General features: G+C 71.9%; 21 protein-coding genes. 7 read left to right on the top strand and 14 right to left on the bottom strand.

Translation table 11 applies throughout. The features are described from left to right. Position 1 precedes the first annotated feature (1 nt). Positions 2-739, top strand: a complete 738-nt coding sequence (locus tag NW895_RS17730) for a hypothetical protein (protein ID WP_289936669.1) — start codon at positions 2-4, stop codon at positions 737-739. A gap of 50 nt (positions 740-789) precedes the next feature. On the opposite strand, the gene NW895_RS17725 is transcribed toward NW895_RS17730, so the two are convergent. Next, a complete protein-coding gene (locus tag NW895_RS17725; RefSeq protein WP_289936668.1) occupies positions 790-4,065 on the bottom strand; it encodes a S8 family serine peptidase in 3,276 nt (1,091 codons plus the stop codon). Positions 4,066-4,315: 250 nt separating this feature from the next. Here NW895_RS17725 and NW895_RS17720 point away from each other — a divergent pair, with 250 nt between their 5' ends. From NW895_RS17720 to NW895_RS17710, 3 genes are all read left to right on the top strand, one after another. Then, positions 4,316-4,774 (top strand): NUDIX hydrolase, encoded by a 459-nt coding sequence (locus tag NW895_RS17720; RefSeq protein WP_289936667.1) that lies wholly within the window; start codon positions 4,316-4,318, stop codon positions 4,772-4,774. Positions 4,775-5,041: 267 nt separating this feature from the next. Next, positions 5,042-6,802, top strand: a complete 1,761-nt coding sequence (locus NW895_RS17715) for a TIGR03767 family metallophosphoesterase (protein WP_289936666.1) — start codon at positions 5,042-5,044, stop codon at positions 6,800-6,802. 86 nt (positions 6,803-6,888) lie between these two features. Continuing rightward, positions 6,889-8,037 (top strand): serine hydrolase domain-containing protein, encoded by a 1,149-nt coding sequence (locus NW895_RS17710; RefSeq protein WP_289936665.1) that lies wholly within the window; start codon positions 6,889-6,891, stop codon positions 8,035-8,037. 155 nt (positions 8,038-8,192) lie between these two features. Here NW895_RS17710 and NW895_RS17705 read toward each other — a convergent pair whose 3' ends face one another. Continuing rightward, the gene (locus NW895_RS17705) at positions 8,193-9,230 is read right to left on the bottom strand and encodes a hypothetical protein (protein WP_289936663.1); all 1,038 of its coding nucleotides are present in this window, start codon (positions 9,228-9,230) and stop codon (positions 8,193-8,195) included. A gap of 217 nt (positions 9,231-9,447) precedes the next feature. Beyond that, on the bottom strand, positions 9,448-12,036 hold the full coding sequence (pepN, locus tag NW895_RS17700; protein WP_289936661.1) for an aminopeptidase N: 2,589 nt from the start codon (positions 12,034-12,036) through the stop codon (positions 9,448-9,450). 136 nt (positions 12,037-12,172) lie between these two features. Here pepN and NW895_RS17695 point away from each other — a divergent pair, with 136 nt between their 5' ends. Next, positions 12,173-12,811: a DsbA family protein gene (locus NW895_RS17695; RefSeq protein WP_289936658.1), complete on the top strand. Its 639-nt coding sequence runs from the start codon at positions 12,173-12,175 to the stop codon at positions 12,809-12,811. A 3-nt stretch (positions 12,812-12,814) separates the two neighbouring features. Here the strand turns inward: NW895_RS17695 and NW895_RS17690 are convergent, their stop codons facing one another. From NW895_RS17690 to NW895_RS17645, 10 genes are read right to left on the bottom strand one after another with little or no spacing between them, the layout of a single operon-like run. Continuing rightward, the gene (locus tag NW895_RS17690) at positions 12,815-13,039 is read right to left on the bottom strand and encodes a hypothetical protein (RefSeq protein ID WP_289936657.1); all 225 of its coding nucleotides are present in this window, start codon (positions 13,037-13,039) and stop codon (positions 12,815-12,817) included. Further along, on the bottom strand, positions 13,039-14,124 hold the full coding sequence (locus NW895_RS17685; RefSeq protein WP_289936654.1) for a glycerophosphodiester phosphodiesterase: 1,086 nt from the start codon (positions 14,122-14,124) through the stop codon (positions 13,039-13,041). The genes NW895_RS17690 and NW895_RS17685 overlap by 1 nt, the downstream gene beginning before the upstream one ends. Positions 14,125-14,168: 44 nt before the next feature. After that, positions 14,169-15,593: an FGGY-family carbohydrate kinase gene (locus NW895_RS17680; protein ID WP_289936653.1), complete on the bottom strand. Its 1,425-nt coding sequence runs from the start codon at positions 15,591-15,593 to the stop codon at positions 14,169-14,171. A 17-nt stretch (positions 15,594-15,610) separates the two neighbouring features. Beyond that, positions 15,611-16,636, bottom strand: a complete 1,026-nt coding sequence (locus NW895_RS17675) for a 2-hydroxyacid dehydrogenase (protein ID WP_289936651.1) — start codon at positions 16,634-16,636, stop codon at positions 15,611-15,613. Continuing rightward, positions 16,633-17,706, bottom strand: a complete 1,074-nt coding sequence (locus NW895_RS17670; protein WP_289936649.1) for an ABC transporter ATP-binding protein — start codon at positions 17,704-17,706, stop codon at positions 16,633-16,635. The genes NW895_RS17675 and NW895_RS17670 overlap by 4 nt, the downstream gene beginning before the upstream one ends. Further along, positions 17,684-18,508 carry a DeoR/GlpR family DNA-binding transcription regulator gene (locus NW895_RS17665; protein ID WP_289936648.1) on the bottom strand — a complete coding sequence of 275 codons (825 nt, stop codon included), beginning with the start codon at positions 18,506-18,508 and terminating at the stop codon, positions 17,684-17,686. Before NW895_RS17665 ends, NW895_RS17670 begins: the two co-directional genes overlap by 23 nt. After that, positions 18,505-19,590 carry an ABC transporter ATP-binding protein gene (locus NW895_RS17660; protein ID WP_289936647.1) on the bottom strand — a complete coding sequence of 362 codons (1,086 nt, stop codon included), beginning with the start codon at positions 19,588-19,590 and terminating at the stop codon, positions 18,505-18,507. The genes NW895_RS17665 and NW895_RS17660 overlap by 4 nt, the downstream gene beginning before the upstream one ends. Then, entirely contained in the window at positions 19,587-20,411 is an 825-nt protein-coding gene (locus NW895_RS17655) for a carbohydrate ABC transporter permease (RefSeq protein WP_289936646.1), read from the bottom strand. Before NW895_RS17655 ends, NW895_RS17660 begins: the two co-directional genes overlap by 4 nt. After that, on the bottom strand, positions 20,408-21,292 hold the full coding sequence (locus tag NW895_RS17650; RefSeq protein WP_289936644.1) for a sugar ABC transporter permease: 885 nt from the start codon (positions 21,290-21,292) through the stop codon (positions 20,408-20,410). Before NW895_RS17650 ends, NW895_RS17655 begins: the two co-directional genes overlap by 4 nt. A 2-nt stretch (positions 21,293-21,294) precedes the next feature. Continuing rightward, positions 21,295-22,716, bottom strand: coding sequence for a sugar ABC transporter substrate-binding protein (locus tag NW895_RS17645; RefSeq protein ID WP_289936641.1), 1,422 nt, complete (start codon positions 22,714-22,716; stop codon positions 21,295-21,297). Between the two features lie 188 nt (positions 22,717-22,904). Between NW895_RS17645 and NW895_RS17640 the strand changes: the two genes are divergently transcribed. Beyond that, on the top strand, positions 22,905-24,353 hold the full coding sequence (locus NW895_RS17640; RefSeq protein WP_289937016.1) for an FGGY-family carbohydrate kinase: 1,449 nt from the start codon (positions 22,905-22,907) through the stop codon (positions 24,351-24,353). After that, entirely contained in the window at positions 24,353-24,976 is a 624-nt protein-coding gene (locus NW895_RS17635; protein ID WP_289936639.1) for a histidine phosphatase family protein, read from the top strand. Before NW895_RS17640 ends, NW895_RS17635 begins: the two co-directional genes overlap by 1 nt. Positions 24,977-24,984: 8 nt before the next feature. Here the strand turns inward: NW895_RS17635 and NW895_RS17630 are convergent, their stop codons facing one another. Then, positions 24,985-26,235 carry a hypothetical protein gene (locus tag NW895_RS17630; RefSeq protein ID WP_289936637.1) on the bottom strand — a complete coding sequence of 417 codons (1,251 nt, stop codon included), beginning with the start codon at positions 26,233-26,235 and terminating at the stop codon, positions 24,985-24,987. Positions 26,236-26,347 lie beyond the last annotated feature (112 nt).

The following is a 26,347-nucleotide window of genomic DNA, read 5'->3' as shown; positions in this document are numbered from 1 at the left end:
CATGGCCGCCGAGCACGACGGGCCTTGTGGTGTGGACGCGCTGATGGCCGCGCTCACCGACGAGCCGCTGCCGCCCGAGGCACCCGAGAACGCCGCGTTCCTGGCGGAGCGCCGGTCGGCGGCGGCCGATGTCGCCCTGCTGCGGGAGCAGCTCGGGATCATCGGGCGGGCGCTGGGCGAAGCCCCCGAGGCCGACCTCACGCACACGCGGAAACCGGATGAACCGGCCCCCGTGCGAGCCCCCCGCCCACGCCGCCGCCCCTTCCTCGCCGTGGCCTTCGGTGCCCTCGCCGTGGCCTGTGCCGGCGCACTGGTGACCGGAACGGGCTGGCTGGTGGCCCGGTCCGGGGGCGGCTCGGACGACTCCGCGAGCAGCGCCAGCGCCCAGCAGGACAGCCGTGGCGGCGCCGGCCTCAGCGCCCCTGGCTATGTCGCCTGCGCCCGCCTCATCGCCGAGGGCGACGTGACCGGCGTCGAGCCGGTGCCCGGCACGGCGCAGGAGCGGATCACCCTGGAGGTGACGCGCTCCTACAAGCCCGCCGAGGGCAAGGACGAGGTCACCTTCGTCATGGGCCAGGACGTCGACCCGCGGCTGCGCACCGGCGACCACGTGCTCGTCGGCATCCCGCGCCACGGCGCCTCCCCCGACATGTGGACCGTCGGCGAGCGGGACATCGCCCGCGAACGCGCCTGGATCCTCAAGGCACTGCCCGAGTCGCGCTCCCTGAGCTGCGAATGAGAAAGGGCGGGCGCCCGAACCGGACGCCCGCCCCCGGTGCCGTACCGGACTTACGGCACGACCTTCTCGATCTTCACGCTGCCGACGCCCGCGGCCGTGCCGCGCGCGTTCACCAGCCGCACCTGACCGAAGAACTCCCGGCCCTCGGGCGCGGCGGCCAGCGCGGTGACGCTGCCGGAGACGGACGCCGACTCGCCCGTGCCGAGCTTCACCGCCGCCGCGTCGTCCACGGTGACGGTGCCGAGGGAGGCGGCGAAGAACACGTCCTTGTAGTCGTAGGCGGTGGAGCCGGCCGGCACCGAGTAGCCCACGACCCTGATGGTGTACGTACCGGCGGCGGGCGAGGCGACGGAGACCGCCTCCTCCGAGTCGCCGTCGGCGGAGCTGCCGACCTCCGTGCCGGCGGCGTCGTAGACGGCCAGGTCGAGGTCGGCCGCCGCGTCGGAGACGCCGCCGATGACGACGTCCAGCGACTTGGCGCCCTGCGGCACCTCGACCGTGGTGGTCTGCGTCTCGCCCTGCTTGATCGTCGGACGGGCCGACTTGGCCGAGCCGAGCGGGCCGCCGGCCAGCTTGCCGTCGATCGCGGCGAAGCCGTTGGTCACCTTCCAGGAGGCGGTGGCCGGGGTGCCGACCTTGGCCTCGGGCACGGTCACGGTCTCCGGGTCGAAGGCCGCGCCGAGGACGGAGACGTCCAGCTTGTACGGGTTGTCGAGCAGCGGCGAGGTGCGGCGCGACTCGACCTCGATCTCCCAGACGCCCGGCTGCGGGTCGGCGTAGGACCGCACGTCGGGCTTGCAGCCGTTGCCGTCGAGGTAGTTGTTGTAGCAGTACGGCGTGCCGGTGGTGTCGACCGCGGTGCCGTAGGGGTGGATGGCGATGAACCGGGTCTGGCTCTTGTCCTTCAGCCCGCCGATCGCGACCTCCAGCGACTTCGCGCCCTCGGGCACGGTCACGAAGTAGTGCTGCGTGCTGTTGCGCTGCACGGTGTTCGACGCGGAGAAGGTGTACTTCAGCGGCGCCGAGACCACGACCGTGTTCAGGACCTGCTTGTCGACGCCCTCGGTCCTCGGGTCGTCGACCTCCAGGATCGCGCTCTTGACACCCGCGGACTTCGGAGCGGCCTGGACCTTGACGGTCACCGGCTGGTTCAGCGGCAGCTTCACCTCGTCGGAGCCGACGATCCGGAACGTGCCGCCCGCGTTGTTCTCCAGGTCCAGCTCGTGCCGGATCGCCTTGTCCGCGCCGGACGTACGGGTGATGGTGACCTCGTACGTCTTCTTCTGGCCGGCCTTCAGGCCGCCCTCACGGTCGTAGAGGCCGGTGCCGTAGCCAGGAGTTTTCAGCTTGTCGTCCATCGCGGTGTCGACCGGCGCCTTCACGGTGTAGTCGTGCGCGGTGGCGCCGTCGAGGATCGCGTCCCAGGCGTCCTCGATGTCGATGAGGCCCGCGCCCTCCTCGTACGCCTGCACACCCTTGATGTGGTCGGCGGTGGAGGTGAGCGCCGTGCGCAGGGTGGCGGGCTTCAGGTCGATGCCCTTCCGCTTGGCGGCGGACAGCAGCAGCGCGGAGGCGCCCGCGGCCTGCGGGGACGCCATCGAGGTGCCCTGGAGCATCGAGTAGCCGGCCGGGAGGGAGTAGCCCGCCTCGGCGACCGGGCCGCCGGGCAGCCAGGTCTGCGTGGTGTTGATCGCGGCGCCCGGGGCGACCAGGGTGGGCGTGAAGCCGCCGTCCTCACGCGGGCCGCGCGAGGAGAACGGCATCATCGCGTACTTCTTCTCCACGACCGAGCCGTAGTTGGCCGCCCAGGTCGCCTTGGAGATGGACGCGCCGACCGAGATCACCTTGTCGGCGAGGGCCGGGTCGCCGATGGTGTTGACGCCGGGGCCGGAGTTGCCCGCGGAGATCACCAGCTGGACGCCGTAGGTGTCGATGAGCCGCGTGTACAGCTCGGCGCGCGCGTTGTTGCCGTCGTTCAGCGCCGGCAGGCCGCCGATGGACATGTTGACGATGTCGACGCCGCGGTTGACGACGAGGTCGATCATGCCCTCGGTGAGCGCGACGTTGGTGCAGCCGCCGGTCCAGGTGCAGGCACGGGAGGAGACGATCTTCGCGCCCGGAGCCGCGCCGTTCATCTTCCCGCCGAACAGGCCGTTGGCGGCGGTGATGCCGGCGACGTGCGTGCCGTGCTCGGACTCGATGACGCCGATGTTGACGAAGTCGGCCTTGGCGCCGGCCGAGTTGTAGACGACGTCCTTGCGGATCTCGACGACGAACGGCTGGCGCTCGGCGACGTCGGTCGCCGGGTTGTCGGTGCCGAACCAGCCGATCTGGAAGCCGTCCTTGTACGGCTTCATCGGCGTGTCGTCACCGAAGTCCTGGTTGTTGTTCAGGTCGACGCGGACGGTCCCGGCCGCCGCGTCGTACAGCACGCCCCAGGAGTCGGTGGTGTCGCCGTCGCGGTTGGCGTCGCCGGCCGCGTCACCGCCCGTGGTGTACGACTCCAGGAAGGTGCTGACCCGGTACGAGCCCGCCGGGGCCGTCCACGTCCTGCCGCCGTAGGTGAAGGTGGGCCCGGAGACGGAGGTCACCATCGGGCGCCAGGTCCTGTCCTGGTCGACGACGGGGTCGGTCGCCGTCACCCAGTCGACGATCTTCCGCTCGCCGGTGGTGGTCTTCTGCAGCGCCGGGTGGCCGAGGTCCACGCCCGAGTCGAGGATGCCGATGGTGATGCCGCGGCCGTCCGCCTTCGGGTGGTCCTCGACGAAGTCGACGGCACCCGTCTCGAAGGACGGGTTGTACGGGTTCTCGGCGGGCGTCTTCCTGCCGGGCGCCGGGTAGCCGGCCTTGGCCGCCGACTTGGCGGTGCCGACGCTCGGGTCGTCCAGCGGGATCTCCTCCCGCAGGTCGATGCCGTGCACCGAGGAGAGCTTCGCGGCGGCGGCGATGGCCGAGTCCGCCTTCGCGGTGGGGACGGTGGCGCGGACGTAACCGAGCTTGTCGTAGGTCCGCCCCACGACGCCGCCCTTGACCGCGTCCAGCTGTCCGGCGACCTGTTCGGTCTGCCCGGGCGCGGTGGCGACCATCAGCGTCACGTTCTTGTCGCCGTCGGCCTTGGCCTCGGCGAGCAGGGCCGCGTCGTCCGAGCCGAGCTTCTTCTGCGCGGACTTGACGCCGGGGTCGGCGCTGACGGGCTGTGTGTCGCCGGCGAAGGCCAGGGGTATCGGCCCCGCCGCGGAGAGCGCGGCCACGAGACCGGCGGCCACGGCTATGCGGGCCACGCGTCTCGCGCCCGGTATCGGATCGCTCTGGGGGGTGAGGGTCATCGGCATCCCTTGTAGGTAAAGGAACGTGCGGTGAGCGACCGGGATTGAACGGCCCTGGTCGCAACGGTCCGGAATGCGATCCCGGACGGCCGCTCAGCTTTACGCAAGGGGCGATTGTTTGGGGAGAGTTGACCGAATCGATATGCATGTATGGGGAAAACCCGCGATGCAGTTTACGGACATCAGCCCTGGAAGGTGACAAGTCGCCCAACGCCGCCCCATGCCGGGGTCGGTGGGTTAACGTCCCGTAATGCGCAGGAAGTTGAGGGTGGCGGCCTACGCCGTGTGCGTCCGCGACGGACAGGTGCTCCTCGCCCGCTCACCGGGCCCCGGCGGCACCCCCGAGTGGGTGCTGCCCGGCGGCGGGATGGAGCACGGTGAGGATCCCTACGACACCGTCGTGCGGGAGGTGGAGGAGGAGACCGGCTACCGCATCGAGCTCACCGGGCTGCTCGGCGTGGACTCGTCCCACCGCAGGTTCCCGGGCCGTTTCGGCCGCACCGTCGATCACCACGGCGTGCGGCTCGTCTACGAGGGCCGGGTCGTCGGCGGCGAACTGCGGTACGAGGTCGGCGGCTCCACCGACATGGCGGCCTGGCAGGACCTGGACGCCCTGCCCGGCCTGAACACCGTGCGGCTCGTTGACGTCGCGCTGCGGCTGTGGCGGGAGCGGCCGGCGGCGGGGAGGGCCGTGCTCGCCGAGGAATAGCCCTTCACCCTCCGGTACTCCGGAGGGGAAATGCCTCCGCTACCCCGGAAAGTGAACAGTGCGTGACCGCTCCCCGGCCGTTCGGGGAGCGGCCCGTGGCCGCGCAGGGTGGTCCAAGATCCACGTACGGTGATCGGCGCCACCCGTTGCCACCGCGTTTACGCGCAGGTCATTCCCGGTGCCAACGATCCAGTGAGAGCGGGAGGTTCGCGGCAGCGGCCCCCGTGACCACTGCCGACGCGTTCGCACTCGGGGAGAGAAAGCGCCATGTCGCGCACACGCTCTGTCGCCGGCTCCGCCCACGGGGTCCACCGCCGTTCCATCCTCGCCGCCACCTCCGCGGTGGCCCTCTCCGCGGGCGTCGGCTACGCCCTGCGGCCCAGCGACAGCCAGGCCGCCACCACCACCCACGGCACCTCCGAGGCGCCGCTCGCCGCCTCGCGCAAGGCACCGGCGGCGCCGCTCGCGCCGTACACCAAGGGCACCACCCTCGCCTCCGTCGCCACCCCGCGCGGCAGCTCCGGCTACCGCCGTCTCGGCGACGGGCCCGGCTGGCAGCGCGTCGTGCGCTCCGACCTGGCCGCCCCCAAGTCCGGGCGCACCGGACGCCGTACCGCGCTCGCCGCGTTCGTACAGCTCACCGACCTGCACATCATCGACGCCCAGCACCCGCTGCGCCTGGAGTACCTGCGCTCCGCCGACGTGCACGCCTGGCGGCCGCACGAGGCGCTGACCGTGCAGGGCGCCATCGCGCTCGTGGAGCGGATCAACGCGCTGCGGGGCGCCCCCGTCACCGGCGCACCGCTGCACTTCGCGATGACCACCGGCGACAACTGCGACAACAACTCCAAGACCGAGCTGGAGTGGTTCCTGACGGTCATGAGCGGCGGCCGCGTCACCCCCAACTCCGGCGACCCGCGCCGCTACGAGGGCGTCCAGAACAGCGGCCTCAAGCAGTACTGGCAGCCCGAGGCGGCCGTGCGCGACGCCGACAAGCAGCTCGGCTTCCCGCAGCTGGACGGCTTCCTCAAGGCCGCGATCCGCGAGGCGCGCAGCCCCGGCCTGAACCTGCCCTGGTACTCCACGGTCGGCAATCACGACTCCATGCCGCTGGGCTGCTACGCCTCACACGGCGACTCCTACCTCACCGAACTCGCCATCGGCGGGAAGAAGCTGATGAGCCTGCCCGCCGCCGAGGCGCAGAAGCTCCAGGCCGCCATCAAGAACGCCACCGACTGCCAGGGCGTGGGATACGCCGACTTCCTCAAGGCTCACGCCCGCGCCATGCGCTCGGTGACCCCGGACGAGAAGCGCGCCCCGTTCACCCCGGCCGACTACCTCAAGGCACACCTGAACCCGGCGTACCGGGGCCTGGGCCCGGTCGGTCACGGCTACTCCTCGGCGAACCTCGACGCGGGCACCCAGTACTACGCCTTCCGCATCGCCGACGACGTCATCGGCGTCAGCCTCGACACCACCGACCCCGGCGGTCACTACGAGGGCTCCATCGGCGCGGACCAGCTGCGCTGGCTGGAGCGCACCCTGCGCGAGAACAAGGACTCGTACGCCGTCGTCTTCTCCCACCACACCAGCAGGACGATGACGAACACCCGCCCCGACCCGGCCCGCCCGAACGAGCGCCGCTACGACGGTCAGCGCCTCCTGGCGGTCCTCGGCCGTCACCGCAATGTGCTCGCCTGGGTGAACGGCCACATCCACAAGAACGACATCACCCCGCACGCCTTCGCCGACGGCGGCTCCTTCTGGGAGATCTCCACCGCCTCCCACGTCGACTACCCGCAACTCGCCCGGGTCATCGAGCTGGTGGACAACAAGGACGGCACGCTCTCGCTGTTCACCACGCTCGTCGAGTCCTCGGCCCCGCACCGCACGGACTTCGGCGACCTGTCCCAGACGGGCCTGGCGGCGCTGTACCGCGAGCTGTCCTTCAACGCGCCGGGCGCGCGCACGTCCCTGTCGGGTGACGCGGTGGACCGCAACACGGAGCTGGTGCTCAAGAAGGGCTGAGAGGCGCTCAACCGTCCCGAAGGGCGTCAACCTCGGCCTGCGCGCCGGAGTCTGTCCCCCCGACCGATCATCACAAGGGGGAAGACATGACCGTACGCGTACGGACGGCACTGGTGGCGGCGACGGCCCTGGCCCTGTCGGCCGCCCTGGCCGCCCCGGCGATCGCGGCGCCGCCCGCGAGACCCGGCGGCCACGACGCGACCCGCAGGGCTGTGGAGGCCGCGGTCGAGGCCGGTGTGCCGGGGGTGACGGTGACGGCCCGGGACGGCCGCGGCAGCTGGTCGGCGACGGCGGGCCTCGGTGACATCGGGACGGGCGAGCCGCGTTCGCCGCGGGACCACTACCGCGTCGGCAGCGTCGCCAAGACGTTCGTCGCCACGGTGATGCTCCAGCTGGAGGCCGAGGGCCGGCTGTCGCTCGACGACACCGTGGAGCAGTGGCTGCCGGGTCTGGTCCACGGCGGCGGCCACGACGGCAGCCGGATCACCCTGCGCCAGCTCCTGAACCACACCAGCGGCATCTACAACTTCCTGTCCGACCCGGACTTCCGCGGGACACGCATGAGCCCGGAGGGCTTCTTCCAGCACCGCTACCACCCGCTGACACCCGAGGACCTGGTCGCGATCGCCATGCGGCACGAGCCCTACTTCACGCCGGGCACGGACTGGAAGTACTCCAACACCAACTACGTCCTGGCCTCGCGGGTGATCGAGAAGGCCACCGGCCGCCCGTACGGCACGGAGATCCGCCGCCGCATCATCGAGCCGCTGAAGCTGCGCAACACCTCCGTCCCGGTCACCCGGGTCACCGTCCCGAGCCCCAGCAGCCGTGCCTACGCCAAGCTCGCCCCGACGACGACCGGACCGACGTACGACGTCACGGAGTTCCACCCGTCGCTGGCCTACGGGGGCGGGGGAGTGATCTCCGACTCGGCCGACCTGAACCGCTTCTACCGGGCCCTGCTGCGCGGCAGGCTGCTTCCGCCGGAGCAGCTGAAGGCCATGAAGACCACGGTGACGGTCCCGGGCAGAACGAACGGCCGCTACGGCCTCGGCCTCATCGACCGGAAACTGTCCTGCGGCGTCCACGTCTGGGGCCACGGCGGCGACATCCTCGGCTCCCTCACCGAGGCCGTGACGACCGCCGACGGCCGCCACTCCCTGGCCTTCAACTTCAACGGGAACTGGACGGGGGACACCGACAAGGTCATCGAGGCGGAGTTCTGCGCCGAGTGACGGCGACGACGGTCAGGCCCGCCAAGCCGTACGCCAGGATGGTCCTAGCCGCGTGACTTCACGCCGTTCAACCCAACCGCCCCGCACTCCACGAGGAGGGGCCGCCGGCGATTCCGGCGGCCCCTCCTCTCCCCTCCTGACACGGCCCCGGCCCCTCACTGGCGGGGCAGCACCACGACATAGGCGGCCGGTTCCCGGTCCCCCGACGCCATCAGGGCCGTACGGACCACCGCCGCCTGCTGCTCCATGGCGTCACGGAGCTTCCTCGGCGTCAGGTACACCACCGTGATCCCCAGCCGTTCGAGGTGCTCGCGCTTGCCGGCGTACTCCGACCACAGCTCGTCGTCGTGCCGGTGGGTGCGGGTGTCCAGCTCCACCGCCACCGCCTGCTCCGGCCAGTAGGCGTCCACGCCGCCGAGGTGCGGGCCGCCCGGCAACCGCAGATCGACGTTCCACACCGGGTCCGGCAGGCCGTACTCGCCCACCATCCGGTACAGGCGGTCCTCGGCGATCGCCCGGCTCTCGGCCAGCAGGGAGTCCACCGCGTCCACCACCTGCGGGCGGCTCAGCAGCCGCGCCCGGTTCAACTCCCGTACCACCGCCGCCGGTTCGCAGTGGCCGCCGCGGACCGCCTCCGTCAGCAGCCGCCGTACGGCACCCGCGTCCGACAGCCCGGCCACCGCGTCGGCCAGGGCCCGCGGCACCGGCGCGACCGGAAGGCCCGTCACCTGCTGCGGGGTGGGCAGGGCGGCCGTGCGGATGATGTGCGCGCAGCCCGTCGAGCGCAGCCGGCGCAGCCGGGGGACCAGGACGTCGAAGGCCTCCAGGGACGGCAGCGGGGGAGCGGAGGCGAAGCCGTGCAGCGTCAGCGCGGCGAGGCCGGTGATCATCGCCTCGGGGTAGGCGGTGGGGGCCGCCTCCTGGGCGCCGGGCTGGGTCGGGACCCCGGTGGACGGCTCGCGTGCCGCGTACATCAGCACCGCGTGCAGCCGCTCCTCGCTGGTCGGCGGGCCGGGGTGGAGCAGGACGACACCCGGCAGGATCTGCTGCCAGGGGCCGCCGGGGCGGCACTGCCCGGTCGTCTCGGCGGCCGGGACTCCGTGCGCCCGGAGCTGAGCGACCGTCACGACGCGGCGGGGACCGCCGGACAGGTGCTGCAGGGGGCGGGGGGAGAGCGGGGTGTTGTGGTTCATGACCCGGAGGTTCCCGCGTACGGGCCCGCTCCGAACCGGTGTTACATGTCCGTCGACAAATACGGACAAGGGCGCCTTAAAGGACGCGTGTTCGGGTGCCGAAAACCCCTGGTCCGTTCGGGTGCGGGCCAGGGGTTACGGCTCCTCTTGCCTGAATTTCGTAACGATCACGGAACGCTCAAGCGTGGGCCAAAGATCGATCGCTCCTGACCGGTCGTCAGGGAGTCGCCGACGCCGCGTCCCGGGCCTGTCCCCGCAGCGCCCGCGCCAGGTCGTCCCGCGCCTCCAGCACCAGACGGCGCAGGGCGGGGGCGGCCTGCTCGTGCGAGGACAGCCATGCGTCCGTCGCGTCCAGCGTCGTCCGCGAGGCCTGCAGGGACGGGAACAGGCCCTGGACGACGTCCATCCCGATCTGGATCGACCGCTCGCTCCACACCCGCTCGATCGCCGCGAAGTACTTCTCCGCGTACGGCGCCAGCAGCTCCCGCTGCGAGGCCTGCGAGAAGCCCGCGATCGTCGCCTCGACCAGGGCGTTGGACAGCGCGTCCGACTCCACCACCTGCGCCCAGGCCTGCGCCTTCACCGCCGCCGACGGGCGGGCGGCGAGGCAGCGGACCTGGTGGCGCTTGCCGGACGCGGTGTCGTCCCGGGCCAGCTCCTGGGCCAGCACCGCCTCGTCCGCGACCCCGTGCGCCGCGAGCGGCTCCAGGAACGCCCACCGCAGCTCCTGGTCCACCTCCAGCCCGTCGATCTCCGCCGTGCCCTCCAGCAGGTCCCGCAGCAGCCGCAGATCCGTCTGCTCCGAGGCCACTGACGCGAAGAAGCGGGCCCACGCCAGCTGCTGCTCACTGCCCGGCCCGGCGGCCCGCAGCTCCCGCAGCGCGCCCTCGGCGAGCAGCCGCCCGCCCGTCCGGCGCCACTCGGGGGCCGCGTAGTGCACCAGCGCCGAGTTCGCCCAGGCGTGCAGCATCTGCAGCACCCCGATGTCGGACTCGCGGCCCGCGAACCGCAGCACCAGGTCCACGAAGTCCCGCGCCGGGAGCAGCGCGTCCCGGGTCATGTTCCACAGCGCCGACCAGCACAGGGCGCGCGCGAGCGGATCGGTGAGGTCACCCAGACCGGCCCGCAGCGTCTCCAGCGAGGTCTCGTCGAAGCGGATCTTGCAGTACGTCCAGTCGTCGTCGTTGACGAGTACCAGCTCCGGCGCCTGCGCTCCCGCCAGTTCCGCCGTCGTCGTCCGTGGCCCGTCGACGTCCACCTCGGCCCGCGCGTACCGCTCCAGCGCGCCCGAGTCGCCCCGCCGGTACAGGCCCACCGCCACCCGGTGCGGCCGCAGCTCGGGGTGGGACTCGGCGGCCTCCTGCACCACGGCCAGCTCGGCGACCCGGCCCTGCCGGTCCAGCAGCACCTGCGGCGTCAACGCGTTCACCCCGGCCGTCTGGAGCCAGGAGCGCGCCCACGCCCCCATGTCCCGTCCGCTGGTCTCCTCCAGCACCGCCAGCAGGTCACCGAGCCGGGTGTTGCCGTACGCGTGCCGCTTGAAGTAGCGCCGGGCGCCCTCCAGGAACGCGTCCTGACCGACGTACGCCACCAGCTGCTTCAGAACCGAAGCCCCCTTGGCGTACGTGATGCCGTCGAAGTTCAGCTTGGCGTCCTGCAGATCCCGGATGTCGGCGGTGATGGGGTGCGTGGACGGCAGCTGGTCGGCGCGGTACGCCCACGCCTTGCGGCGGTTGGCGAAGGTGATCCAGCCGTCCTTGAAGCGGGTCGCGCCGACCAGCGAGAACGCGCCCATGAAGTCGGCGAAGGACTCCTTCAGCCACAGGTCGTCCCACCACTCCATGGTGACCAGGTCGCCGAACCACATGTGCGCCATCTCGTGCAGGATCACATTGGCACGGCCCTCGTACGACGCCCGCGTCACCTTGCCGCGGAAGATGTACTCCTCCCGGAAGGTCACCAGGCCCGGGTTCTCCATCGCGCCGAGGTTGTACTCGGGCACGAACGCCTGGTCGTACTTCCCGAAGGGGTACGGGTAGTCGAAGTGGTCGTGGAAGAAGTCCAGGCCCTGCTTGGTCACCAGGAACACGTCGTCGGCGTCGAAGTGCTTGGCCAGTCCCTTGCGGCACAGGGCGCCGAGGGGGATCTCCAGCCGGGTGCCGTCCTCGAACACACGCTCATAGGAGTCCGTCACGTAGTGGTACGGCCCCGCCACCACGCAGGTGATGTACGTCGAGATCGGCCTGGTCTCCGCGAACCGCCACACCCCGTCGGCGCGTTCCCCGGCCCCGTTGCTCCACACCGTCCACCCCTCGGGCGCCCGCACCTCGAAGCGGAACGGGGCCTTGAGGTCGGGCTGCTCGAAGTTCGCGAAGACGCGGCGCGAGTCGGCCGGCTCGTACTGGGTGTACAGGTACACCTCGCCGTCCTCGGGGTCGACGAAGCGGTGCAGTCCCTCACCGGTGCGGGAGTAGGCGCACTGGGCGTCGACCACCAGCTCGTTGTCGGCGGCCAGGTCCTCCAGCAGGATCCGGGAGCCGTCGAAGACCTGGCCCGGGTCGAGATCCCGGCCGTTGAGGGTGACGGAGGTCACACTCGGCGCGACGAGGTCCGCGAAGCTGCTCGCGCCCGGCTCGGCACAGCGGAAGCGGATCGTGGTGACGGACCGGAAGGTGCGGGGCCCGGCCCCGTCGGCGTCCTGGTCACCGACCGCGGAACGCACGTCGAGGGACACCTCGTACCCGTCCACGGACAGCAGTGCGGCCCGCTCCCGGGCCTCGTCGCGGGTCAGATTCTCACCGGGCACCGGCGGTACTCCCTCTGGTCGTGTTCAGCATGCGGACAGCGACGATCCTGCCATGCGCCCTTGGTGCGGGCAGTCGGGAATGGCCGGGGTGAGCAGCGGTGTTCCATCGGGAAACGCTTGCCTCATGAGGAGAGACATGTCGGACAAGACCCCCGTCGACTTCTGGTTCGACCCGCTGTGCCCCTGGGCCTGGATGACCTCCCGCTGGGTGCTGGAGGTGGAGAAGGTCCGGGACATCGAGGTCCGCTGGCATGTGATGAGCCTCGCCGTGCTCAACGAGGACAAGCTCGACCAGCTCCCCGAGCAGTACCGCGAGATGCTCGCGACCAAGGCCTGGGGCCCGGTCCGGGTCGTCATAGCGGCCCAGGAGGAGCACGGCGCCGAGGTGCTCGGTGATCTCTACACCGCGCTCGGCACCCGCATCCACAACCAGGGCGAGGGCCCGGAGAAGGAAGCGGTCGCCGCCGCCCTGAAGGACGCCGGCCTGCCCGAGTCCCTCATGGACCACTGGGACTCCACGCCGTACGAGCCCCAGCTGCGCGCCTCCCACAAGGAGGGCATCGACAAGGTCGGCCAGGAGGTCGGCACCCCGGTCATCGCCGTCCCCGGCGCCGACGGCGAGCAGATCGCCTTCTTCGGCCCGGTCGTCACCCCCGCCCCGAAGGGCGAGGAGGCCGCCCGGCTCTGGGACGGCACCCTCGCCGTGGCCTCGGTCCCCGGCTTCTACGAGATCAAGCGCACCCGCACCAAGGGCCCGGACTTCAGCAATCTGTAACGGTCACTCGGGGGCGGCGGCCTCTTCCCGGAACCGCTCGGGGAGGACGTCGCCGCCTCGCGTGTGGAAGTACGGCTGGTACCACAGACAGCCCTCGGCGGAGCATCGCCAGAGGTCGTCCACGTAGTGGCGATCCCCCTTCGCCGCACGGACAGCGGCCTTCTCCTCGGCGTTGAGCTTCCGGAAGCCGTGCCAGGCACGGCAGGTGGGACACCACTTGTGGGTCATCAGCCTCTCCTCGCGATCACCGCCAGGTCCGGGAAGTCCGTCACCACCGCGTCGACTCCCAGGTCGTAGTACAGCGCGTACTCCGCGAAGGCGTCCCCGAAATCGGTCGATCCGGTGCCGCGCCGGAAGTCCACCGGCAAGAACTGGTTCTCCGACCGGAAGGTGTACGGACCCACCTTCAGGCCCGCCGCGTGGGCGTCGGACAGCAGAGCGGTCGGCGTACCGAGCCTGCCGTCCGCGCCCACCGGCACGACCGACGACCTGTCCGGTCCGATCCAGTCCGCGTACTCGGCGATCCGCGCGAGCCCCGCCGGGGTCATCATGTCCCTGTACGTCGTCGGGTCGCCGGCCGAGACCAGGTCGTACGGCCCTCCCGTCGTCCCCAGCGCCTGCCACAGCGGCACGCCCAGGCGCTCGGCGGCGATCCGCTTCAGGCTCGTCGGCTCGAAGGACTGCACCACGCACTCCCGGCGGCCCAGCCGGTTCCGGCGGATCGTCCGCGCGAGCTTCGGCTCCAGGGGCAGACCGATCGAGCGGAAGTACGTGGGGTGCTTGGTCTCGGGGAAGACGGCGATCGTCCGGCCGTAGGCCTTCGACAGCTTCCGCGCGAGGTCCACCACCTCCTGGAAGGTGAGCACCTCCTCCCGGCCGTCGAACACCGTGTTGCGGTTGCGGACCTGCGGCAGCCGCTCCACCGCCCGCAGCGTCTTCAGCTCCGCCAGCGTGAAGTCCTCGGTGAACCAGCCGGTCACCGACCGCCCGTCCACGGTCCTGGTGGTCCTCCGGTCCGCGAACTCCGGGTGCCGGGCCACGTCCGTCGTCTGGGATATCTCGTTCTCGTGCCGGACCACCAGCACATGGTCCTTCGTCGGCACCAGGTCCGGCTCGATCCAGTCGGCGCCCGTCTGCACGGCGTACGTGTACGAGGCCGCCGTGTGCTCGGGCCGCCAGCCCGCCGCGCCGCGGTGACCGATGACCACGGGGCGGTGCGTCCCCGTACGGCCGGCCGCCGCCGCGGCGGGCACGGCGGCGGCCGCCGGGGTGACGGCGGCCGCGAGCAGCAGGGATCGGCGTCTCAGATGCATACGACTCCCTTTCTCGGCAGGGTCGGCAAGATCGGCGAGGTCGTTCACGTACGTGCCCGGGAGCGCGCCTCCGCCAGCCGGGCCAGGTGCTCCTCGTACCCCTTCGCGTAGTGGGCCGCCCGCCCGGCGTCCGGCTCGACCACCGCGGTCGGCTTCGTCCACCCGGCCGCGTCCAGCGCGACCCCGTACCGCTCGGCCGCCGCCAGCACCGCGCCCCGCGCGCCCACCTCGCCCTCGACGACCCTGAGCGGCCTTCCGAGCACGTCGGCGAGCAGCCGCATCCAGGCGGGGCTGCGGGTGCCGCCGCCGCACACCGCGAGCGACCCCGTCAGACCGGCGGCCTGAAGGCAGTGGCGGGCCGCGTACCCGATGCCCTCGCAGGTGGCGCGGATCAGGTCGCCGCGGGTGGACTCCAGTGACACACCGGTGAGTTCGGCGCGCAGCCGCGGTTCGACGAACGGGGCCCGCTCGCCCGAGGGCGCGAAGTACGGCAGCACCCGCACCCCGTGCGCGCCCGGCGGGGTGTCGGCCAGCAGGCCGTCGACCTCCTCGTGGGGGACGCCCGTCGTCGACAGCACCCAGTCCAGGGCGGCCGTACCGACCATCGCGGGCATGGCGCGCAGCCAGTGCCCGGGCCGGTCGGTGGAGATGTGGAGGCCGGCCGGTTCGCCGGTCAGGTCCAGCTCGGTCGTCGCGACCAGGGCGGCCAGGCACGTGCCGACGATGAGCAGGCCGTCGCCGGGGGCGGTGACGCCGGCGCCGAGCGCGCAGGCCGGCAGGTCGTACGGGCCGTTCGCGATGCGGGTGCCGGGCGGCAGGCCCTCGCCCCGCGTCTCGGCCGTGGCGATCGGGTCGCTCACCGGAGCGAGCAGCCGCCGCCGGTGGGTCAGCCCCAGCAGCTCCACGACCCGGTTGTCGTACGAGCGGGTGCGCGGGTCGAGGAACGGCATCGACGCGTCCGACACATCCGTCGCCGCCCGCGCCCCCGTCAGCCGCCGGAAGACCATGTCCTTGCAGTACAGGGCGGTGGACGCCGCATCCAGGGCCTTCGGGTCGTGCCGGTCGAACCAGGCCAGCAGCGGGCCCGGGCAGCCGGGGAACATGGCGCTGCCCGTGCGCCGGAACACCGTCTCGAAGGTGCCGTCCGCCAGCCACTGGCCGACCAGCTCGTGCGCCCGCCCGTCCATCCAGGAGGCCGCCGGCCGCACCGGACGGCCCTCGCCGTCCACCAGCCACACCCCGTCGCCCTGCCCGGTGAGCCCGGCCAGCTCCACCGGCTCCGGCACCCGCGAGGTCAGCTCCTGGAGGACGGCGAGGACCGCCGTGTACACCTCCTCCATGTCCTGCTCGACGACCCCGCCGTGCAGTGCGAGGCCCACCGGGCGGGACGCGACGGCCAGTTGGGTGCCCGTGCCGTCGAACGCGGCCGCCTTCACCATGGACGTGCCCACGTCGATACCGACGTACATGCCAGCTCCTCCGGTCGTCATGTCAGGCAGTGCGCCAGCGGCTCCCCGCGCAGCCAGCGCCCGACCTCTTCCGCCGCGATCCGCGCCGCCTTCTCGGCCACCGCGCGCGAGGCACCGCCCAGGTGGGGGGTGAGCACCACCCGGTCGGCCAGGGCGTGCAGCCGTGACTCCTGGGGCAGCGGCTCCCGCGCGTATGTGTCGAGCGCCGCCGCCGACAGCCGCCCGCCCTCCAGCGCGTCGCACAGCGCGTCCTCGTCGAGGAGCGGGCCACGGGCCGCGTTCACCACCACCGCGCCGCGCGGCAGCAGCGCCAGCTCGCGGGCGCCGAGCAGCCCGCGGGTCTCGGAGGTGAGACGGGCGTGCAGGGTGACCACCCGGGAGCGGCGCAGCAGGTCGTCGAGCGAGGTGACCCTGAGGCCGTGGATCTCGCCGCGCACGTACGGGTCGTACACCATCACCTGCGCCCCGAACGCGCACAGCACCCGGGCGACCCGGCTGCCGACGGCCCCGTAGCCGATCAGCCCGACGGGCAGGTCCTCCAGCTCCAGACCGCTGTGCTCGTACGTGTAGTACGACGCCCCCGCCCAGCTCCGCTGCCCGGCCAGCAGGTCGTGGGCCTGGGGGATGCGGCGCAGGGCCGCCAGCATCAGGCCGACGGTGAACTCGGCGGTGGCGGCGGCGTTGCGGCCCGGCGCGAAGCAGACCCGTACGTCACGGGACTTGGCCGCGTCCAGGTTCACGTTCACCGGCCCGCCGCGGCAGACCACGACCAGCCTCAGGTCCGGGCAGGCGGCGAGGACCCGTTCGGTGACCGGGCCCATCTGCGTGACCAGGACCTCCGCCCCGGCCAGCGCCCCGATCAGCTCGTCCTCGGCATCGCTGGCCTCCTGCACCTCGGCGACCGGGCCGAACGGCTCCAGCGGCCACCCGAGTTTCAGTTCCGTCACCTGAGCCCGCTCCACCTCGTGCTCCACCGCCCGCGTGATCAGCGACGGCAGGACGAAGTGGTCGCCGGCGGCCACCACACGCACGGGTTCGGTCATCGCAGGGAATCTCCCGTCTCGGCGTCGAAGACATGGGTGAGTCCGGTCGCGACCCGGACCCGTTCGTCGTGGGCGAGCCGCACCTCGGGGCCGGTGAGGACGACGAGCGGCCGCTCGACACCCTCCAGGGCCAGGGTCGCGATGCCCGCCTCCAGGAGCGGTTCGTGGGCGACGACCCGAGCGGGCAGGCCGCCGTCCCCGGTGAGTTCCAGGTCCTCCGGGCGGATCCCGACCACCACCTCCCGGCCCGCCGCCACCGGCACCGGCAGCGCGATGCGCGCGGAGCCCGAGAGGCGGGCGTGGCCGTCGCCGTCCGCTATGCCGGGCAGCAGGTTGACCGCGGGTTCACCGACGAAGTCCGCGACGAAGAGGTTGGCCGGGTGGTCGTAGATCTCGTACGGGGTGCCGAGCTGCTGGATCACGCCGTCCTTCATCACGGCGATCCGGTCGGCGAGGGAGAGGGCCTCCTCCTGGTCGTGGGTGACCAGGATCGTCGTGTGGCCCAGGTCCTTCTGGATGCGCTTGAGTTCGCGGCGGGTGGTGTCGCGCTGGGCCGCGTCCAGGTGGGAGAGGGGCTCGTCGAGGAGCAGGACGTCGGGTTCGCGGATCAGCGCGCGGGCGAGGGCGACCCGCTGCTTCTGACCGCTGGACAGTCCGGCCGGGCGGGCGTCGAGCAGGTCGGTGAGGCCGACGCGCCCGGCGATGTCCTTCACCTTGCGGGCCACGTCCCCCCGCGCCGCCCGTTTGCGGGCCTTCAGGCCGAACGCCAGGTTCTCCGCCACCGTCAGCGGCGGGTACAGCGCGTAGTTCTCGAACGCGACCCCGACGTTGCGCTGCTGGGCGGGCTGCCGGACCACCGACGCACCGCCGACCCGGATGTCCCCGCCGGTCACCGTCTCCAGACCGGCGATCATCCGCAGGGTGGTGGACTTGCCGCACCCGGACGGGCCGAGCAGCCCCAGCAGCTCCCCGGACCGCAGCGCGAGGTCGAGGCCGCGCACCGCGTCCACCGCCGGGCGCCCCCGCGACCGGTAGGTCTTGCGCAGATCACGTAGCTCCAGCTCGGTCATGGCTGCCGCCCTTCGTCGCGCAAACCTCGTAACGGACCTTCTGCTCGTCCAGGTCCCGCAGCGCCTCGGCCGGCGCCCCGTCGTCGACCAGCACCAGGTCGAAGCGGGACAGCGGCACGACCCGGTGCAGGGCGACCCGGCCGAGCTTGGTGTGGTCGATGAGCAGGACGTTGCGGGCGGCCGAGTCGAGCATCGCCCGCTTCACCGACACGATGTGCTGCTCCTGGTGGTAGGCGTAACCCCCGTGCACGGCCGACGTGGACGCGAAGCAGACGTCCACGCGCAGCTGCTCGATCGCCTCGACGCAGGACACGCCGAGGAAGGAGGAGTGCAGGGGGTCGTAGTCGCCGCCGAGGGCCATCAGATGGATGCCCCGCTGGTCCGACAGCAGGTTGATCGCCTCCAGGAAGTTGGTGACGACCGTCAGCGGGGTGACCTCGCCGAGCCGCAGGCGGCGGGCTATCTCCAGGGTGGACGTGGAGTCGTCCAGCATGATCGCCATACCGGGCTCGATCAGCCTCAGCGCGTGCTCGGCGACGGCCGCCTTCTCCGCGCGCATGGTCTTCAGCCGGTACTGCACGTTCGACTCGAAGACCCCGGACGGCTGCGCGGTCACCCCGCCGCGGAACTTGCGTACGATGCCCTGCCGCTCCAGCTCGTCGAGGTCACGGTGGATGGTCATCAGGCTCACCCCGAACCGCTCGGCGAGCTCCGCCGCGGTCGCCGAGCCGTCCGCCAGCACCTGTTCGGCCATGGCGGCCTGGCGGGCCGCGGGTCCCTGCTGTGCGCTGCTGCTGCTCATCGCTTCTCTATCCGTCGTCCTGGGCGCTCCGGCCGGTCGGCCTCGAACAGCAGCAGGTTCTCAGGCCGCACCGACAGCCGTACGGGATCGTCGGGCCGCAGCCCCGCCGTGTCGGCGCGCGAGGCGACCAGCGACACGTGCTGCTCCCCTTCGCCGAGCCGGACGGTGACCTCGACGGACCGGCCGAGCACCTCGGTAACGTAAACGGTGCCGGTGAGTTCGTGGCCGTCGCCGTGCAGCGCGAGGTCGCGGGGGCGTACCCCGACCAGGACGTCGGTGCCCGGGGACGCCTCGGCGCGGACCGGCAGCTCGGTCCCGCCCTCCGCCCGCACGCCGCTCTCCGTCACCACCCCCGGCAGCAGGTTGATCCGGGGCCGCCCGAAGGCCCGCGCGACCTCGGTGTCGTACGGCCGGTACCAGATCTCCTCCCGCGTCCCCGTCTGCACGATCCGGCCCTCCCGGACGACCCCGATCCGGTCGCCCAGCGCCAGCGCCTCCACGGAGTCGTGGGTGACGTACAGCGTGGTCGTGTTCTGCACCGCCCCGATCGCCTTCAGCTCGGCCCGCATCTGCTGGCGCAGCTTGGCGTCGAGGTGGGAGAGCGGCTCGTCGAGGAGGAAGGCGCGGGCCGGGCGGACCAGCACCCGGCCGAGGGCGACCCGCTGCCGCTGGCCGTTGGACAGCCGGCCGACGGGACGGTCCAGCAGGCCCGTGATGCCGAGCAGTTCGGCGATCGCGCCGATCCGGTCGCGGGCCTCGGCGGCGGGCAGCCGGTGGCGGGGCGAGCGGAGCGGGGAGGCGAGGTTGTCGTAGGCGGAGCGGTGCGGGTAGAGGGCGTAGCTCTCGAAGCACATCGCCACGCCCCGGTCGTACGGCTCGACGCCCCGCATGTCGGTGCCGCCGATCTCGACGGTGCCGGAGTCGGGCTGTTCGAGCCCGGCGATGGTCTTGAGCGTGGTCGTCTTGCCCGCCCCCGACGGCCCGAGCAGGCAGAAGAACTCACCCTCCCGGACCTCCAGGTCGAGCCCGTCCAGGGCCGTGGTCCTCCCGTAGGTCTTCCGGATCCCCCGCAGCTCGATCATGACTTGACCGCCCCGAACGACAGCCCCCGCACCAGGTACCGCTGGATCGTCAGCGCCAGCAGCAGCGGAGGTACGACGGAGACCAGCGCCGCCGCGGCCGTGAGGTTGTACTTGGGCCGGTCCCCGCCGAGGAAGGACAGCGCGCCGACGGTCACCGTCTGGGCCTCGTTGGAGGTGAGGATCAGCGGGAAGACGAAGTTGTTCCAGGCGAAGATGAACGCGAGCAGCGACACGGCCGCGATCCCCGGCTTGACCAGGGGAAGGGCGACGCGGAAGAACGCCTGCTTGCGTGTGTAGCCGTCCAGCAGCGCCGCCTGTTCCAGCTCCGGCGTGAGGTCGGCGAAGTACGACCGCATGATCCACACGATCAGCGGCAGCGTGACCAGTTGCAGCACCCACACCATGCCGACGTAGGTGTCGAACAGCCCCAGCTTCTGGTACAGCACGAAAAGCGGGATGATCACCGTCAGTTCGGGCGCGAACCGGAACGACAGCAGCGTGAACATCAGGTTGTCCGCGCCCCGGAACCGCCACCGCGCCGAGGCGTACGCCGCCGGCAGCCCGACCACCAGCGACAGCACCACCGCGCCCACCGACACCACCAGACTGTTGACGAAGAAGCGCACGAACGGGATGCCCTCGCTGTCACCGAGCACGGTCCGGTAGCCGTCGAGGGTCGGGGTGAAGGAGAAGTAGGTGCTGAAGAGCTGGTTGGTGGGCTTCAGCGACAGGATCACCATCCAGGCGACGGGGAACAGCGCGAAGACGAAGTAGAGGACGAGGGCGGCGTCCGCCAGCCACCCCAGAAGGCGTTTCTTCACCGGGTCACCTCCGCGGCCCGTCGCTGGATCCGCCCCAGGCGCCGCACCAGCACCATCGCGGCGAGGTACACCACGGCCCACAGCACGATCGTGTAGCTGATCCCGAAGGAGTAGCGCTGGAAGCGGATGGCCTCCAGATACGCCCGGATCTGGAGCACCACCGTGGAGTCGCCGGGGCCGCCCTCGGTGAGGGCGTAGATGATGTCGAACACCTTCAGCGAGTCCATGAACCGGAAGATCACCGCGACCAGCACGTACGGCCACAGCATCGGCAGCGTCAGCCGCCGGAAGGTGTACCACCAGCCCGCGCCGTCCACGGCCGCCGCCTCGAACGGGGAGGCGGGCAGCGACCGCAGACCGGCGAGCGCCAGGATCGCCACGAACGGCGTGTACACCCACACGTCCACGGCGATGGACGACAGCAGGGCACCCGTCGGGGTGTCCGTCCACTGGACGCCCCCCAGCCCGAAGGGCTTCAGCAGGTGGTTGACGACTCCCACGGACGGCTGGAGCATCAGCTTCCATATGATCGCCGCGATCACCGGGGCGATCATCAGCGGCAGGATGAGGATCTTCTCCAGGATCCGGCCGACGATCGTCGACCGGTGCAGCAGCAGCGCGACGGCCACCCCGAGCACGGTCTCGACGGCGGCGGCACCGACCGCGTACAGCACCGTCACCCACGCCGAGTTCCAGAAGGCCTCCTGCGTGAAGACGGTCGCGTAGTTCTCGAACCGGACCATGTCCGGCTGCGGTTTGCTCGCCGAGAAGTCGAACAGCGTGTAGTACAGCCCGAGCCCGAAGGGGTAGAGGATCCCGCAGGTGAGCAGCAGGGCGGGGACGATCAGGAGGTACGGGCGCAGGGTGAGCCGCCACTCCATCCCTAACCCACCTTGTCGGCGAGGTCGTCCGCCAGCCTGTCGAGGACCGGCTGCGCGTCCTTGCCGCCGTAGATCTCCTGGAGCGCGGCGGCCCAGCTGGTGGTCGCGTCGAAGAACTGCGCCTGCGGAGTGAACTGGATCCTCGTGTGGTCCACGACCGTCTCGAAGGTCTCCAGGAAACCCGGGAGGTGCTTCATCTTGTCCTTGTAGGCGCCGTCCTGGCTGATGGACTTCCTGACCGGGTCGATGTGGTTGTGCGTGATCGCTCCCCTGCGCAGGTGTTCCTTCCCGGTCGCCCACTGCAGGAACAGCCAACTGGCGCTCTTCCGCTTGCTCTTGGCGTTCATGCCGAGCGACCAGATCCACATGTTGGTGGCGAGGGAGCCGTCGGGCCCCTTCGGCCCGGGGTGGAAGGCGATCTTCCCGGAGGCCGGGCTCGCGCCCCGCACCGCCTGGAAGTACGCGGCGGTGTCCGCGTCGAACAGCATCCCGGCCTTCTTCGCGCCCAGGTCGCTGGAGCACTGGTACCAGGTGTACGAGGTCCACGACGGCGGCCCGCCCCGCTTGACCATGCCGGCCCAGTCCTCGGTGAAGGCGACGGCATCGGAACTGTTCATGACGGGTGTGAGTTTCCCGCCGTCGACCGTGAAGTCCGTCAGCCCGTTGCGGGCGTACATCGTCATGAAGCCGGGGTGGATGGTGGCCCAGCTCCGGGACCCGCGTACGGCGATCCCGTACATGCCGTCGTAGCCGGCGCCCGGCGCCCTCTGCTTGATGGTGCCGGCGAGTTCGGCCAGCTCCTCGAAGGTCTCGGCCGGCTTCAGCCCCAGCTTTTGGAACACCTCGGTGTTGTAGGCGACGACGTTCGTCTCCCAGCCCCACGGCAGCGCGTACTGCCCACCCCTGCCGAGCGGGGCGCCGGCCTTCAGGGACCACTGGTCGGCCTGCAGCAGGTTGGGGAAGAAGTCGGCCTGGTCCCATTCGTCGCCGGTGGCCGAGGAGTTGCGCATCCAGGGACCGAGGTCCTCCAGCCAGCCCGGCGGCCCGTACTGCCAGACCATGTAGGCGCCGAGCATGAAGACGTCGTAGGAGGCACGCCCGCTGGAGAGGTCCACGGTGAGCTTGTCGAAGTAGTTGTCCTCGGGGAAGACGTCGTACTCGACCTCGATGCCGGTCTTCTCGGTGAAGGACTTCAGGTCGGCGACGAGCGCGTCCGTGTACGGGTGCTTGTTCAGCAGCGCCTTGACGGTGGTGCCCTTCTCCCGCTTCCAGTCGAAGGATCCGGTGATGTCGTCGGCGGCGGAGCCGTCGTTCTTCTGGTCGTCCCCGCCGAAACCGGCTCCGCAGGCGGTGAGGAGCGGCGCCGCGGCGGCCGCGGCGGTGAGCGCGAGGAAGCGGCGGCGGTCGTGCACGTGCCTGTCCATCCGTGACCTCCACGTGAGGGTTCGGTCCGGCCGGGTGCTGGGGTAACACGTCGAGTCGACTCGCTAACAGAGGGTGTAACGGCGGAAGTTGTGCGTCAATCCCTCGCGCATGGGGAATTCCCGAGTCAATATCGGTTGGGAGTGTGAAGTTCACAGGCCGGGGCATGATGCGGGAGGTCCGGATGGCGATGGAGGAGGGCGGCGGGGCGTGGCTGGGCATCGACCTGGGCACACAGAGCGTCCGCGTGCTGGTGGCCGGGGGTGACGGCACGGTCCTCGGCAGCGGTGCCGCTCCGCTGGCCGGGCGACGGGAGGGCGGACGGCACGAGCAGGATCCGCAGGAGTGGTGGGACGGGGTGTGCGCCGCGTCCCGTGCGGCCCTGGGCCCGCTTCCCGGCGTACGGATCGGGGGGCTCGCGGTGTGCGGGACGTCCGGGACGGTGCTGCTGACGGACGGGGCGGGGCGGCCGGTGAGCCCGGCGCTGATGTACGACGACGGGCGGGCGGCCGAGGAGGCGGCGCGGGCACGGCAGGCGGGGCTGGCGGTGCAGGACACCTGGGCGCTGCCGAAGGCGGTGTGGCTCACCGGGGCCCACGGTCGGGGCAGGGTCACCCATCAGCCCGACGTGATCACCGCACGGCTGGTCGGCCGGCCGGTGCCGACGGACTCCAGTCACGCCCTCAAGACGGCCTACGACGTGGAACGCGACGCCTGGCCGGACGGGCTGGAACTGCCCGCCGACGCGCTGCCCGACGTCGTACGCCCCGGCACCCGCCTCGGCGAGGTCTGCCCGGCGGCCGCCGACGCCACCGGCATCCCCGCCGGCACCCCGGTGATCGCCGGCATGACCGACGGCTGCGCGGCCCAGATCGCCTCCGGAGCCCTGCGGCCCGGCTCCTGGAACTCGGTGCTCGGCACCACGCTGGTGGTGAAGGGAGCCTCCCGGGCGCCGGTCCGGGACGCCACCGGCGTGGTCTACAACCACCGCGCGCCGGACGGGAGCTGGCTGCCGGGCGGGGCGTCGAGCGTGGGGGCCGGCGTCCTCACGGCCTGCTTCCCGGGTGCGGATGCCGCCGCCATGGACCGCGAGGCCGCCGCCTTCGAGCCGTCCGGCGCGGTCGCCTATCCGTTGGTGTCGCCGGGGGAGCGCTTCCCGTTCCTGGCGCCGAACGCCACCTCACTGGTGCTGGGCGAGCCGGCCGGGGACGCCGACCTGTGGGCCGCGCTGCTGCAGGGCGTCGCCTTCACCGAACGGCTGTGCCTGGACTATCTGCACCACCTGGGCGCTCCGCTCGACGGGCCGCTCACCTTCACCGGGGGCGCCGCCCGCAGCGCGTACTGGAACCAACTGCGCGCCGACATCCTCGGCCGCCCGGCCCGGATCCCGGAGCAGACCGAACCGGCCCTCGGCATGGCCGCGCTGGCCGCGTACGGCTCCGGAGGGGCGGCCTCCCTCGCCGACGCGGCCGACCGCATGGTCCGCATCCGTACGGTCCTCGAACCCCGGCCCGACCGCACCGCCCTGTTCGCGGAGCCGTACGTCCGCCTCGTCGGCGAGCTGGAGGCACGCGGCTGGCTGCCGAAACAGGTCGCGTCCCACGCACGCAGCCGCCTCGACCGGGATACTGGTGGCTGATGACCACAACCCTGTTGCTCGTCCGGCACGGACAGACCGTCTGGCATGCCGAGAACCGTTACGCGGGCGTGAGCGACGTGGCGCTGACCGACACCGGACGTGCCCAGGCGGAGGCCCTCGGCCGCTGGGTGGCGGCGCACCCCGTCGACGCGATCTGGACGTCCCCGCTCTCCCGCGCCGTCGCCACGGCCGAGCCCGCCTGCCGTGCCCTGGGGCTCACCCCGCACCGCGAACCGGCGCTGAGGGAGTGCGACTTCGGGGTGGTGGAGGGCCGTACGCTCGCCGAGTTCGCCGCCGAGGACCCCGAACGCGCGGCGGCCTACCGCGCCGACCCGGTGGCCCACCCCTTCCCCGGCGCCGAGGACCCGGCGGCCGCGGCCGTCCGCGGAGCCGGCGCCCTGCACCGCATCGCCGCCGCCCACCCCGGCGGACGCGTCCTGGTCGTCGCCCACAACACCCTGCTGCGGCTGGTCCTGTGCCGGCTGCTGTCGATCCCGGCCGGGGAGTACCGTCGCGTCCTGCCGCGGCTGCGCAACGCCGCGATCAGCGAACTGCGCATGGACGGCGACGGTTCCGCCGCTCTGCTCTCGCTCAATGTGCCGTGCGAGCCGGATGTGCCGTAGGACCGGTGTCAGCGCGCACGCCGCACATAGGCGTCCGCTCCCGGGCTGCGCGGGCCCGGAGCAAGGTTCTCGGCCCTGGAGGAGAAGGCCACCGTCCGTGCCCGGGCGTCAAGCGGCCGGTCCGCGGTGCCCGCCTGGACCGGCGCGCCGTCGGCGTCGGTGATCGCCACCCGGGTGCGGCCGCGCCGCAGGTCGCTCAGGTACCAGGTGCCCGGATCCGACGTGCCCGCGAACGCCCGGAAGAGCAGGTACCGGCCGTCTCGGCTGAGCGCACCGTCGGCGGTCGAGAGGGCCGGGTCGGGCGCCTCGACGATGCGCAGGGCGTCGGTGCGCAGGTCGCGGACGAAGACGTTGGAACCCGCGCCGTTGGTGTCCTCAGGACCGAGGTCGGTGGACGTCGAGGTGAAGGAGGCGTGGCGGCCGTTGCCGCTGATGCCGGCCTGGGACACCCTGCCGTTGCCACGGGTGCCGTCGGGCCGGGTGTGCAGCGACCGGCCGGTCCCGGTGAGCGGGTCCGCCACGAGGACGTCGGACGGCGGGTTGTCGTACGGGTAGTAGTTGTAGGTCGAGTACACCAGGACGCTGCCGTCGTCGCTGAGCAGCGGGGAGCGGGCCACGTGCCTGGTCGCCTGCTTCGTCAGCTCCCCGGTGCGCATGTCGCGCACGGCGATCTCCGCGCCCGGCTTGGGTACGGTGTCGGACGCGGCGAACGCGACGTACCGGCCGTCGGCGCTGACGGACGCCTTCACCGCCCACGTCACGCGTCCGCCGAGGTCGTTGCCGACGTACCTCAGCTCCCCGGTCCGCAGGTCGCGCCGGTAGACCGACTGGGTGTCGTGGGTCTCGCCCGGGATCAGGTCGGGCGATCGCGACAGGAAGACCACGTACCGGCCGCTCGCGCTGATGGCTCCCGCGGTGCCGCCGAGCCGGGACTGGCCTCCGGCGGCGTCGGTGCTGACGCGCTGGGTGCGGCCGGTCCTCAGGTCCCGCAGGAAGACGTCGGGGGCGCCGTTGGTGTCGCCGGGGACCAGGGTGGAGGCGGACGAGGTGAAGACCGCGTAGCGGCCGTCGGCGCTGAGCGACGGGGCCTCCGACGCCGCGTCGGCACCCTGGGTGAGGCGGACGGTGTGCCCGGCCCTCGGCTTCTTCCCGTGCTGCCCGTGGTGCGGGTCGTGCGGTGCCGCCTGTGCGGCGGGCGCCAGCAGCGCCGTGACGCACGTGCAGGCGGTGACGGCTGCGGCTGCGAGTCTGCTTCGCATGGATGTGGTTCCCCCCTTCGCCTGGATACAACTCCAACTCCCGCCCCGCGGCAATCCGATGATTGCTGTACAACCAGAGGGCGAGATCAGCGGTCCGAGGGCCGCGTGTCTC

This window comes from Streptomyces sp. S.PNR 29 (genome assembly GCF_030386795.1).
GTDB lineage: Bacteria > Actinomycetota > Actinomycetes > Streptomycetales > Streptomycetaceae > Streptomyces.
Note: the sequence above shows the minus strand (reverse complement) of the source record. Positions and strands in the feature narration are given on the sequence as shown.

Excerpts from the sequence above, each read along its gene's own strand:
- NW895_RS17715 (WP_289936666.1), top strand. The coding sequence starts at position 5,042 with ATGTCGCGCACACGCTCTGTCGCCGGCTCCGCCCACGGGGTCCACCGC.
- NW895_RS17645 (WP_289936641.1), bottom strand. The coding sequence starts at position 22,716 with ATGGACAGGCACGTGCACGACCGCCGCCGCTTCCTCGCGCTCACCGCC.
- NW895_RS17630 (WP_289936637.1), bottom strand. The coding sequence starts at position 26,235 with ATGCGAAGCAGACTCGCAGCCGCAGCCGTCACCGCCTGCACGTGCGTC.
- NW895_RS17695 (WP_289936658.1), top strand. The coding sequence starts at position 12,173 with ATGTCGGACAAGACCCCCGTCGACTTCTGGTTCGACCCGCTGTGCCCC.
- NW895_RS17675 (WP_289936651.1), bottom strand. The coding sequence starts at position 16,636 with ATGACCGAACCCGTGCGTGTGGTGGCCGCCGGCGACCACTTCGTCCTG.
- NW895_RS17705 (WP_289936663.1), bottom strand. The coding sequence starts at position 9,230 with ATGAACCACAACACCCCGCTCTCCCCCCGCCCCCTGCAGCACCTGTCC.
- NW895_RS17710 (WP_289936665.1), top strand. The coding sequence starts at position 6,889 with ATGACCGTACGCGTACGGACGGCACTGGTGGCGGCGACGGCCCTGGCC.
- NW895_RS17635 (WP_289936639.1), top strand. The coding sequence starts at position 24,353 with ATGACCACAACCCTGTTGCTCGTCCGGCACGGACAGACCGTCTGGCAT.
- NW895_RS17660 (WP_289936647.1), bottom strand. The coding sequence starts at position 19,590 with ATGATCGAGCTGCGGGGGATCCGGAAGACCTACGGGAGGACCACGGCC.
- NW895_RS17730 (WP_289936669.1), top strand. The coding sequence starts at position 2 with ATGGCCGCCGAGCACGACGGGCCTTGTGGTGTGGACGCGCTGATGGCC.
- NW895_RS17670 (WP_289936649.1), bottom strand. The coding sequence starts at position 17,706 with ATGACCGAGCTGGAGCTACGTGATCTGCGCAAGACCTACCGGTCGCGG.
- NW895_RS17640 (WP_289937016.1), top strand. The coding sequence starts at position 22,905 with ATGGAGGAGGGCGGCGGGGCGTGGCTGGGCATCGACCTGGGCACACAG.
- NW895_RS17665 (WP_289936648.1), bottom strand. The coding sequence starts at position 18,508 with ATGAGCAGCAGCAGCGCACAGCAGGGACCCGCGGCCCGCCAGGCCGCC.
- NW895_RS17650 (WP_289936644.1), bottom strand. The coding sequence starts at position 21,292 with ATGGAGTGGCGGCTCACCCTGCGCCCGTACCTCCTGATCGTCCCCGCC.
- NW895_RS17680 (WP_289936653.1), bottom strand. The coding sequence starts at position 15,593 with ATGTACGTCGGTATCGACGTGGGCACGTCCATGGTGAAGGCGGCCGCG.
- NW895_RS17690 (WP_289936657.1), bottom strand. The coding sequence starts at position 13,039 with ATGACCCACAAGTGGTGTCCCACCTGCCGTGCCTGGCACGGCTTCCGG.
- NW895_RS17685 (WP_289936654.1), bottom strand. The coding sequence starts at position 14,124 with ATGCATCTGAGACGCCGATCCCTGCTGCTCGCGGCCGCCGTCACCCCG.
- NW895_RS17720 (WP_289936667.1), top strand. The coding sequence starts at position 4,316 with ATGCGCAGGAAGTTGAGGGTGGCGGCCTACGCCGTGTGCGTCCGCGAC.
- NW895_RS17725 (WP_289936668.1), bottom strand. The coding sequence starts at position 4,065 with ATGACCCTCACCCCCCAGAGCGATCCGATACCGGGCGCGAGACGCGTG.